The organism is Thalassoroseus sp., assembly GCF_984380535.1.
The window spans coordinates 237,411-249,602 of record NZ_CFHRBF010000003.1 but is presented as its reverse complement, the minus strand read 5'-3'; the positions used below and the strand labels follow the sequence as shown (position 1 = coordinate 249,602).

General features: G+C 51.8%; 7 protein-coding genes. 6 read left to right on the top strand and 1 reads right to left on the bottom strand.

Annotated features, from left to right (window positions below):
* Positions 1-233: 233 nt before the first annotated feature.
* Positions 234-1,232, bottom strand: coding sequence for an SMP-30/gluconolactonase/LRE family protein (locus AC5DDB_RS05450; protein ID WP_491738675.1), 999 nt, complete (start codon positions 1,230-1,232; stop codon positions 234-236).
* Positions 1,233-1,327: 95 nt separating this feature from the next.
* On the opposite strand from AC5DDB_RS05450, the gene AC5DDB_RS05445 reads away from it, so the two are divergent.
* The 6 genes from AC5DDB_RS05445 to AC5DDB_RS05420 all read left to right on the top strand — a co-directional run bounded on the left by AC5DDB_RS05445 (position 1,328) and on the right by AC5DDB_RS05420 (position 12,186).
* Positions 1,328-2,455 (top strand): tetratricopeptide repeat protein, encoded by a 1,128-nt coding sequence (locus AC5DDB_RS05445; protein ID WP_491738674.1) that lies wholly within the window; start codon positions 1,328-1,330, stop codon positions 2,453-2,455.
* Between the two features lie 12 nt (positions 2,456-2,467).
* Entirely contained in the window at positions 2,468-4,249 is a 1,782-nt protein-coding gene (locus AC5DDB_RS05440; protein WP_491738673.1) for a CRTAC1 family protein, read from the top strand.
* Positions 4,250-4,465: 216 nt separating this feature from the next.
* Positions 4,466-5,569 carry a DUF1559 domain-containing protein gene (locus tag AC5DDB_RS05435; RefSeq protein ID WP_491738672.1) on the top strand — a complete coding sequence of 368 codons (1,104 nt, stop codon included), beginning with the start codon at positions 4,466-4,468 and terminating at the stop codon, positions 5,567-5,569.
* Between the two features lie 105 nt (positions 5,570-5,674).
* The gene (locus AC5DDB_RS05430) at positions 5,675-6,187 is read left to right on the top strand and encodes a hypothetical protein (RefSeq protein ID WP_491738671.1); all 513 of its coding nucleotides are present in this window, start codon (positions 5,675-5,677) and stop codon (positions 6,185-6,187) included.
* A 30-nt stretch (positions 6,188-6,217) separates the two neighbouring features.
* On the top strand, positions 6,218-9,196 hold the full coding sequence (locus AC5DDB_RS05425; protein ID WP_491738670.1) for a CRTAC1 family protein: 2,979 nt from the start codon (positions 6,218-6,220) through the stop codon (positions 9,194-9,196).
* 83 nt (positions 9,197-9,279) lie between these two features.
* On the top strand, positions 9,280-12,186 hold the full coding sequence (locus AC5DDB_RS05420; RefSeq protein WP_491738669.1) for a CRTAC1 family protein: 2,907 nt from the start codon (positions 9,280-9,282) through the stop codon (positions 12,184-12,186).
* Positions 12,187-12,192: the final 6 nt, after the last annotated feature.

The following is a 12,192-nucleotide window of genomic DNA, read 5'->3' as shown; positions in this document are numbered from 1 at the left end:
TTGTTCTTCGAAAGACGCTGGGCAGCGCTAGTTATGGAGAAACATTCTGTACCGTCGTTGACCATCGTGCCAGTCAACAAATCATCATCCTCGATTTTGTCTGAGATTGATCCTTCCGTCACTTCGCAAGGCTTGCAATTCAGCCCCCATTTTGCTCTCCAGCATTGCGCAGGTATCACGCACCGCGAGTTCGGTCAGAGCCTGGTGGAAGAAACAGATCACCGAACATGAGCCTACTCCGCCACTCGTGTGACCTCCTTCTTCGGGCTGACTGAGAACACCACTTTGGCTTGGGGGTCGGCGATGAGCAGGTTTTCTTTCTGCCATGCCAACCCGACTGGCCCCTTGAGCGGTTCCCCAGAAAGCCACTTTTCCGGCGGTTTCCCTGGCTCACACCGCCAAACGGCATCGGCATAGCCATCGCTAATGAAAAGAACGTCTGACGGTCCGAGCAGAAGCTGATTCGCAAACTGAAACGGCCGACCGCTCACGACAACTGTTTGCTGTTTCCCGTCCGCAGACAGCCGTACGACCTGATTTTTTCCGTGGGAAAGCACCCACACCTGATCGTTGTCATCAGTGACGATACAGCGTGGTGCTGCGACCGTGGCGAACTCTTCTGCGTCTCCACCATCACTGGGAATGCGAAAAATTCGGTGAAGTTCCAAGTCGCTCACCAGCAGATTGTCGTCACTGTCGAAGGCGATGGACATTGGGATTCCAATCTGCCCGTTGGTAAGCGGCGTGGCGGTACCGTCATTGTTGATGCGATAGACATCCCGCGTGGCGGAGTCACCCGCAAACACCTGCCCCTTCGAATTGACAGCCACGCATCGCACGGCATTCATCGGGGCCCGAAATTTCTGGGCACCCGCATGAAGTACCTTCAATTCATTCTGGGAAACTTGCCAAATTCCGGGCAGGTAACGGTCGGCCACATAGATATTTCCATCGGCATCCGTGGCGACATCGAGCGGGTATTGCAACTCGGCTGCCGACAATCGACATTCGAACAGACACCCGGAGGCGAAACAGAATCCGAAGAAAATATAGGGCTTTACGCAGGTCACTGGTCCCACCCGGCTCGAATGAGCCAATCGAGTATCGACAGAAGAAGATTTTGGAAATGGCGTCTTCAGAAGAATAACAGTTCTCAATTCGCGACGGCAATCGACTGCTTGCAAATCTTCGGAGGCCAGCCAATACTTGAGCAATGCGTTCGCAACCTTCAATTTCCGATCATCGTCTTGCTCTTCGTTACGTTCGTTCTTTACTTCTCCTGGTCGGTCTCGGCGTCGGTATCGGATGTGCAGATCAACCGTCAGTCGTGGATCAACCAGATTTGGATTTGCCGGCCGGCATCTCTGAATCGGAGTATCGGCGTGCACAGAGTCAGTTCGTCGAGCAGAACCAACGTGAGCCCGAGCGGGCGGATATTTTTGCATTATTAGGCAACCAAGCACTCGCCGAGCAACGGTTCGAGACAGCCCTCGTTAGCTACCACGCGATTCCGACATCGCACCCGACTTACGGAGCATCCACACGCCTGATGGAAGGGCAAGTCCTCCTGAAACTCCATCGAGCGTCGGAAGCCGAACAGTGTCTGCGAGAGTTTTTCTCTGTAGTTGAGCAGGGAAACACCACGTCGGTGCAGGACATCATAACGGCGTATAAGTCGCTCGCGTATCTGCACTCCGTTCAATTACGACTAGAGGACCGCAAACCGGTATTGCTCGCCGCACATGCCGGGGGCCTTGCAGATATTCTTGATTCAAAACAACTCTATTTTCCACATTTGCTTTTGTGGCATACTGCGAATGGTCGTGGACGCCTTGAAGAGTTTCTCGAGGAGACCCCGAGCGATTTTCAACTACAACTTGCAAATGCACGCTATCAGACGATGCAGGGCGAGTTGGATTCTGCATTGCCGAATCTTGAGAGACTACTAGCAGAACATCCTGATAGCCGAGAAGCACTGGCCGCCATCCTAGTATGTTACTACGAACGCAACGATTGGGACTCCTTCAGCACACTAGTCGACCGTTTCCCGGAATTTGATGAAAACGAACCTTGGTCGCTGATGCATATGCGTGCGGAATGGGCGTTTCACAACGAGCAGTGGGAAGACGCGCAGCGATATTACGAAGCCCTATTGCAGGCAGACCCTGCTCATCCCGCAGCACATATGGGGATGGCGCGTGTCTGGAAAGAGCTTGGGCAGGAAGACAAGCAACGGGAAGAACTGAACGATGCCGCCGTCTTGGCAAAGCTCCGAGTAAACATGGTCAACGTCGACGGCCAAAACGCCGAAACAGCCGCCGAGGTTGCTAAGGCCTGTCGAGAAATCGGCTATGCAGAGGCGGCCGTGGCGTTTGATCGTCACGCAAAGCGAATCTCACAAACAAACTCTCAACAATCCACCATAGACCAGCCAAGTACTTCACCAGATCGCTAGTTGCTCGAAGACATGACTATTCACTTTGTGAGACTGTTTCTACTATCCATCCCAATTCTTTGCCTCTGCAGTTGCGAGGCAAATCCGCCTAAACCTAGCGACACGCAAACACTCAAGCAGCCAAAGAAATCAGATCCTGTTGTCGAAGCCGCCTCTCAAGCGACTACAAGATCCAAACCAGAGGGAGAACTTCCCTTCTTTAAGACGGTCGCGGAAGAATCCGGGATCAATTTCCGCCGGAACGATGACATTCGAGGTCTGCACCGAATCTTGGAAGCCAACGGTGGCGGAGTCGCAATGTTCGATTGCGACCATGATGGTTACCTCGATCTATTTTTCACCAACGGTTGTCAACTACCACGAACGGCGGACGACGGTTCGCACGGCGAATTGTTTCACAACCTAGACGGCATGCGGTTTACGTCGATCACGTCTGCTTCAGGACTCGTGCAGAAAGGTTTTGGTTATGGATGTGCTGTTGGAGACTATAACAGCGATGGCTTCGATGACCTTTACGTGACAGCTCTCGGTCCGAATCAGTTGTGGCGGAACAATGGTGACGGCACATTTACAGATGTGACACATGAGGTCGGCGTCGATGTGCCAGCGTGGAGTGCAAGTGCGGCATTTTCGGATCTTAATGGTGATGGCCATCTCGACCTGTACGTGGTCAATTATCTTGATGAATCCGCCGAGTCGCCGCGGCTATGTCCAGCACCCGGTAGTCCTGACGGCTATGTTCAGTGCTCACCTGCTGTCTTCGACGGTGTCGACGACGCCTTGTTGATTTCAGACGGTACCGGACATTTCATCGATCAAACTGAACAGGCAGGTCTAAAAGGACTACGCGGCAAAGGACTTGGAGTCGTGGTGGCGAATCTCGACCGTAATGGCTTACCAGAGATTTACGTTGCTAACGATGGACAGGCGAATTTTCTGTTCTCAGCGAAGAGTGAAACTACTGAGGAATTAAAATATGAGGACCACGCCCTAGTCGCCGGTCTAGCATTCAACGAGGTTGGCTACGCTCAAGCAAGCATGGGTGTCGCTGCCGGTGATGTGAACGCTGACGGGTTTTCAGACCTGTTCTTAACTCATTTCTATGGCGACACCAATACGCTGTATCTGAATCAAGGTGAACTTGTTTTCGATGATTCAACCCGCGCTAGTGCGATCGGCCCGCCAAGCCGTCAGGTGCTTGGATGGGGCACTGCGTTTTTCGACTACGACAACAATGGCAGTCAAGATTTAATCGTCGCCAATGGGCATATCGATGATCGAACATGGATGCCAAATGGCGAACCTTATCGGATGAAACCTCAGCTTTTTCGCAATGAGGATTATGGAACCTTTCGTGAAGTCTCTGAGTGGTCTGGTGATTATTTCCAGCAGACTTGGCTCGGCCGGGGACTTGCAATCGGTGATTTAGATCGCGATGGCAGACTTGATGTCGCAATCTCTCACCAGCAGGATCCCTCAGTTCTACTATGGAACCAAACATCGACGACAAATAACGCGATTACGTTAGAGTTCATCGGAACGAAATCAAATCGTAATGGCTTTGGAGTTGTTGTGATTCGAACTGATATAGAGTTGTCTCCCACTCACGAATTATATGGTGGCGGCAGCTTTCAGTCCGCTAACGCGCATACAATTCACCTCGGTCTAAACGGTGCATCAAAATGCGATATCGTCATTCACTGGCCAAGCGGAGAGGTGGACGAATATCAAGAAATTCGTGCAGGTCGTTACCATGCTATCGAAAATGGTTCGCTAGTCGATTCGAGCCGATAAACTCGTAATTTATCTTAGACCTCAGTGACCACCCGACCATGTCAAATGATTTTCTCAAACAAAATTTGAATTTCCTCCAAGTTTCTTCTTGAGGTTTATCAAGTTTTTGTTAAAGAGAAGTGAATAGCTTCTTTGTGTGCGACAGCTCCTTTCATGTTGGCAACTCTGCTGACTCTGTCGTTCTTATCACCCAACTCATACTTTTGGAGGCCTCCCATGCCTATCGGGAACCACAGATCCGATCAGGCGTCGAAGCACGCTCGGTATCGCAATTGGCAGCGACTTGCTTTTACGCTCATTGAACTACTTGTCGTGATCGCAATCATTGCAATTCTGATTGCACTCTTGCTCCCCGCTGTTCAACAGGCCCGGGAAGCGGCACGCCGTACACAGTGCAAGAACAACTTGAAACAACTCGGAATTGCACTCCACAACTACCATGACGTGAACAGCAAACTGCCATTTGGTGAAGGCTTCCCCAATGGTGGTTACGGGGGCCGTCGACATAGTGGTTTCGTGCCGTTGCTACCTTACATCGAACAAGGCAACCTCCACGATATGGCCGCTGCCGAAAACTTTACTCGTGAGCCATGGAGTACTGGTGGCGGCGGTTACTTTGCCACAGAGATTCCTGGTTTTCTTTGCCCGTCAGACACGCCAGCTGATGGTGGAATCGGCAAAACCAATTACATGTTCTCCCGTGGTGACTCCGCTTGGGATCACAACGAATGGGCCGGTAACGGTGGTCGTGGGCTTCGCGGTATGTTCAGTGGCCAAATGAAATGCAAAGCCTTCCGTGACATCACCGACGGTCTAACAAATACGATCGCAATGTCGGAACGAGTTCAGGCCAAGCAAGGAAACAAGATTCTTGATGGGGGCGTCGTTCGAGGCATCGGTAGTACGTTCCGCGATAGTGACCCTTCGCAGTGTTTGGCACAAGCTGCTGGAGGTATCTATACAAATACAAACCTCGGCCGTTGGGCTGGTCATCGCTGGCCGGATGGTGCTCCAGCATTCACTGGATGCACAACCGTACTGGGACCGAACCGAGCCAGTTGTACCCAGAATACTTGGGATGGTGAGGACGGCATCTATGAGCCGACCAGTCAACACGCTGGTGGGATTCAAGCGTTGATGGGCGATGGGTCTGTGCGATTCATCAGCGAAACCATTGATACCGGCGATCCCACCTGTGCACCGCCCGACGCTCCTGGAACGGCTTCCGGTGGATGTCCTCCGCGATTCGGCGAAAGCCCTTACGGGGTTTGGGGTGCTCTCGGTTCTGTACGTGGTGGCGATATCGCTCCCGTAAACTGAACACTGGAATCCAAACTTAGATTCTTCATTGTCGATCCAATAGAGAGAGGCGATGCCCGCCTCTCTCTTTCTGCTGTGCTCGTTGCATCAAAGGACTCATTCTGCATGCAGAAACTCAAATTCGCTTACGCGTTCGTTCTCTTAGGGCTTGCAACCGGTTGTGGCGGAGGTGACCCGAATAAAGTCGATACTCATTCTGTCACCGGCAAAGTGACATTGAACGGAGCGGCCGTCGCGGATGCCGCGGTTGTCTTTGCGCCACGTGACGGTCAACCGGCAGCAGTCGGCAGAACTGACTCCACCGGTACTTATACATTAACGACCTACGATCAAGGTGACGGTGCTGCCGCAGGTAAGTTCAAGGTCACCATCACAAAAACCGAGGCTACTGCTAGCACGGAAGCGACTGATCCTAATGCCGGCGGTCATGGGGAAGCTGGCGGTCACGGGGAAGCTCCGTCACATAGTCAGCCAAGCGGTGGTGCCCATGGCGGCGGCGAAGGTAGCGCGGGTCCTAAGCACTTGCTCCCCGAACAATACAGCAAAGCTGGTGAAACTCCGCTTGAGGTCACTGTGCCAGAAAGTGACACAGCCGCTTATAACTTCGACTTAAAATAACCGGACGAATTTCCGTTCGATCGACTGCAGATGGATACGTTCTTGTCTCATCCGTACACACGAATTGCGATCGTTACGTTCGGACTTCTATCGATATTAGGCGGCAGCTTATTTTATTTTTTTAGAACGCAAGACCACAACCAGTTACTCGAGAAGGCCAAGTCGGCATTGCACGACGGCCAGTATACTCAGGCGGAAGAAATTGCCCTCCAAGCTGCGGAAAGCGAGCACCATCGTTCCGCAGCTCTTCTTGTTGCTGGAGAGGCTGCAGTCAAAGAAAACCGTATGATGGAGGCTGCCGAGTATTTTGCTGCGGTTCCGCACGACGGCAGCAAAGACTCCATCCTCGCCGCATTGTCTCTCGGGGAAACGCTAAGAACAGTCGGTCAACTGTCTAAGGCCGAAAATGCTTATCGCTACGTGCTAGAACACGAGCCTCACAATCTCAACGTGCATGAACGAATGGCGTTCTTGCTTGGCGTGACGGGTCGGCGTTGGGAATCGCTCCCTCACCTAATGACATTACTCAAAGCTGGCCAGTGCAGCTATTACGAGCTAGCGTTAATTGGGGACCTAGAACGACCGATGGAACCCGGGGACTACCTCCGGAAACTAGCCCAAAAGTATCCTAAAGATCGAGTCGTGCAACTTGGTCTCGCTGCTCAAGCCGCAGAAGATGGTCAACCGTTGGCTGCAATCCCCATCCTTCGTGAACTTATCTCCCGATTTCCGGAATGGGATGCGTGTCATTCGATTTTAGGACGCCTACTTGTTGACGATTCGATCGAAGAATTCGCGACATGGCATCGCAACCTTCCGACATCCGCGAATGAGTTGCCCAATATTTGGTTTGTCCGCGGACTGTTCGCTCAGAAGCACGGTCAATTGCCAATTGCTGCCCGCTGTTTTCTTGAAGTTCTGCGTATTATCCCGGCTCATAAGCAAGCGAACTATCAGCTTGGTCTGACGCTCAGTGCAATTGACGACAGCACTAGCGAACTGTTCGCAGCTCGGGCAAAGAAATTCTTTGAACTTACATCTCTGCTCGATCAGATTTTGAAGACTCAAGGCCAAGTCGAAACACCCCTACGTAAAACTGCTAGTATCTGCATCCAAACCGGACGAATATGGGAAGCGTTGGCATGGTCAGCCGTGGCGAGTGAGAACTTTCCCCAATCCCAATGGCCGCAGACCAATATGGAGTTCTGTCGACAGCAACTCGACGAGCACACACCGCAAACAATTCCAGCTGCGAGAATCGCAACCGATCTGTCTCTGGCCGTCGATTCACGTTCCGCTCTAAAGTATTTTGATGAACTCAGCAATAGTGTGACGACAGATGCAAAGTCATCCATTGCTGCTCGTATCCGATTCATTGATGACGGCAGTCACAATGTAAATTTCGTCTACGAAAACGGGCATGATCCCGAAACACCTGGCGTACGGATGTTGGAGCAAACAGGCGGCGGCGTCGCGATTTTGGATATCAATCTCGATGGTTGGCCAGACCTCTACCTGACACAAGGCAGTGCTTGGGAATCGGGTGCCGATCATCCCACGCCAACGCCAGAACTGAGCGATCGGCTTTATCTGAATAACAAGGGCAAGACGTATATTGATGTCACACGCCAGGCAAACATCGACAGTCAAGGTTTCGGTCAGGGATGTACCGTCGGAGACATTAATGGCGATGGCTTTGACGACCTCTATATCGCAAACATTGGACGCAATGAGCTTTACCTAAACAACGGTGACGGCACCTTCACGGCGAAAACAGATTCTGCAAGTTTAGCCTTCAATGACTGGACAACAAGTTGCCTAGCGGTTGATCTCAATGCCGATGGATTGCCCGATCTTTATGACGTCAACTATGTTTCCGGCAGTGATGTTCACCAGGCGATATGTGGAGGCTATGCATGCTCTCCCAAGAATTTTGACGGAACTCCCAACCGACTACTCATCAATCAAGGCGATGGGACATTCCGGCACCACGACAGTATCACGGCAGAGAACGATTCGAAAGGTCTTGGTATTGTCGCCGCCGGGTTGAGCCAGCGAAATCGTCCGTGCTTGTTTGTCGCAAATGATCAAGTTCCAAACTACTTCTTAGACAATCGACCGGCTGACAACTCTTATAACATCGAGCTCGAAAACTCAGCATTTCTCAATGGCTTAGCTTACAACGTCGACGGATTACCCATGGCATGTATGGGAATCGCCGCCGATGATGCGAACGGCGATGGCCGCATCGATTTCTTCGTAACCAATTTCGCAGACGAAGCGAATACCCTTTATCTGCAAGATGCCAACGGTCTATTCCTCGATGCCACAAAATCGGCAGGCCTATACAAAGACAGTTACCCATACGTCGGCTGGGGGACACAGTTCTTAGACGCCGATCTCGATGGCGACGCCGACATTGTCCTCGCCAACGGCCACGTCGATGACTATGCCCGTAAGGGCGGCGAGTATCAGATGCGGGCACAGTTTTATCGAAACGATGACGGCCGGTTTTTGGAACTCAGTGGCGACCAAGCCGGTCCGTTCTTCAATAAGAAGCGTTTGAGTCGATCATTAGCAAGACTTGACTGGAACAACGATGGACGTCCCGACTTTATCGTCTCAAACATTCGGGAACGCGTTTCCATCGTGACCAATGTCTCAGAAGATGTCGGACACTACTTCGGAATTACGTTGGCTGCCCGTGACACCGCTCGCGATGCGATTGGCGCGGAGGTGACTGTGCACACGGGACAACAAAGTTGGACGAAACAACTGACGGCCGGCGACGGGTATCAAGCTAGCAATCAGCGACGCCTTATCTTCGGAGTCGGCGATGCTCAAACGATTGATGAAGTGACCGTCAATTGGCCCTCGGGATCCCGCACGGTTGGAAAATCAATTCCGGCCGACGCGAGGCTGATGATTGTCGAAGGCAGTCAATTCGGTACGATCTGGCGAGACGAAACTCCGAAACAACAGGCGGTCACCTGGTCTCCCGATGAATAGTCATCTGTGAGATCGATCTTCAGCAACTGACTACTCCTGACATGAACTCGCCATCTACGGACCAGTCTCGCCCTCAATTTCCAATGCGTCGAATAGGACTCGTTGCCCTCGCGCTCGCACTTCTCATAGGGGGCTCGCTGCTCTGGTACAATGCGACGCCGGATGCCGAGGAAATCCTTGAAGATGCTAGGCAAGCATTTCAGAACCAACGTTACGCCGATGCAGAGCGACAAGCCGTCGCACTGATTAGTTCCGACAACTGGGTTGTCGAAGCCGCAATTCTAGCGGCGAAATCAGCAGCCGCCCAGCAAGATCTCAGCAGAGCCATCGCTCACTTGGAAAGCACTCATTGGGACGGTTCTCAGGAACAAGTCCAAGCAATGCTGCACCTGGCCCGATGGCTTCAAAACGAAACTCATCAACTGAGCGACTCGGAAGCGGTTCTCCTTCGTGCGCTAAAAATACGCCCGGATGATATTGCAGCCAACGAAGAACTGGCAAGGTTGCTCGGAAGATGTGGTCGTCGTCGCGACGCAGTTCCCCATGTGCTTCGCCTCATTCGTGCCCAGCACGAAACGGACTTACTAATTTTGCTGGCACGCGAGAGCGCATCCATTAGTGATCCTCATGAACTCGAAGCCGCCCACAAAGCCCAGCCAAGTGACATTCTGCCAATGCTAGGACTCGCGCATATGGAGTCGTCGCAGGGGCAACATGATAACGCCATCGATTGGCTGAGAAAGGTCATCGCGCGAGAACCCGATTGTGCAACCGCGTGGGTAGCATTGGGGCAGCAGTTGTGGGCTACCAATCGACAGGCAGAACTCCAGTCATGGGCGAATAGCGTTCCTGAGGGTGTCTTCGAGTTTGCGATGGGCTGGGTGGTCCTTGGGCAGATCGCGGAGTTACAGAACGACGATCGTGCAGCGATTCGCTGTTTTTGGGAGGCGGCACGTCTCGCCCCAGAACACAAGTTGGTCATCACCCACTTAGCACAACTATCCGAACGCCTCAAGAACGCAAAAGCTGCGAAGGAATTTCAACAATACGCCTTGAAACTTCAAAATCTCGAAGACATTCAATCCCGTGTGTTGTTCTCAGGCGTCCATGAAAACATCAGCCCGTTGATCAAACTTATCAAAGCTTACAGAGACTGCGGTCGAATTTGGGAAGCGTATGGCTGGAGTCAATTGGCAGTGGCGGTTGAACCTTCCAACCTGAATGCTCAGCAGTTGCTTCATGAACTCAAATCCCAATGCATCGATCTTCCACTGCTGTTGGTAGACGATCGCAGTAACGTGGCATCGCGGTTTGACTACTCGACTTACCCGCTACCGAAAATCAAATCGCAAGCGAGCCCAAAGCCGAACTCGGTAAGCACTCAGCGGAAAAGTGAAATTACCCTGAACGACCAAGCAGCAAGCGTCGGGTTAGACTTTCGCTATTATAGTGGAGTGACAGGAAAACCGACTCGGCGTATGTTCGAGTTTTCCGGCGGCGGAATCGGTGTGATCGATTTCGACATGGATGGCTATTCTGATGTTTGGTTCACGCAAGGTCGGACTTGGGATGTCAATTCTGATAGTCAAGACTATCACGATTGCCTATATCGAAACGAATTGGGAAAACGATTCGAGATGGTCGCCAATCAAGCCGGAATCTCAGAGCACGGATTCGGACAAGGAGTCACAGTCGGCGACTACAACAGCGATGGTTTTCCGGATGTGTACGTCGCTAACATTGGCGCCAATACCCTCTGGCGGAACAACGGTGACGGCACGTTCACGAACGTGACAGACACTGCGAATCTAAAGAGCGATGAGTGGACGACAAGTTGTGTCATGGCCGATCTCAACCAGGATGGACTTTGTGATATTTACGACGTCAATTACCTGACGGGATCTGATATTTTCGATCGCGTTTGTAAACACCCAGATGGCTCTCCGGCCCTCTGTATGCCGTTTGATTTCGATGGGCAACCGGATAGGCTTTGGATTAATCAGGGGAACGGTGAATTTCAAGACTCGACCAAGGAGTTGCTCTCAACAGTCCCTGACGGAAAAGGACTTGGCATTGCTGTTTGGGATGCGACCGGTAATGGTGAATTAAGCTGGGCCGTCGCAAACGATACCACTCCAAACTTCTTTTTCTATCCAGAGAAGTCGCAAGACAGCGATGTAACTTTTCTTGAACGCGGCATTCTGTCTGGTTTGGCCTATAACTCCGACGGTAAGGCTGAAGGCTGCATGGGGATCGCATTAGGAGACGCAAACCAAGACGGACTCACCGATCTGCTCATGACGAACTTTTTGAACGAGTCGAACACGCTTTATCTCGGTTCGCCTGACCGTTACTTCACGGATGCGACGCGTGACTACAACTTAGAAGATAGTTCTATTCCTGTCCTCGGGTTCGGCACACAATTTGTCGACTTGAATTTGGATGGCGTGGAGGAGTTGTTTGTCAGCAACGGCCATATTGATGATTTACGGAAATACGGCAAGCCGTACCGGATGCGTCCACAAGTCTTACTAAGCACAGGAAGAGAGTTTACATCACTCGACGGAGACAACCTCGGTGAGTATTTTCAATCCGAATGGCTCGGTCGCTCGGTCGCGCGACTTGATTGGAATCGCGATGGTCGAGACGACCTCGTTGTTGGTCATCTCGACACCCCTATCGCATTACTGACGAATATGACGCCAGCGAAAAACTCGATCTCACTGCGACTTGTTGGAGTAGAATCAAATCGAGACGCCATTGGAACCATTGTGACTGTCCAAGTCGGCAACCGGCGACTCGTTCGGCAACTCACAGCGGGCGACGGATATCAAGCATCCAACGAGAGACGACTCATTATTGGCCTTGGTGACGACACTACGATTGATGAACTCATCATTAAGTGGCCATCGGGAAGAACTCAAACCCTACACGACGTACCGGTCCCCGCTGAAAAATGCATCGTCGAAACGATTGATTCGAATCGATGATAGACT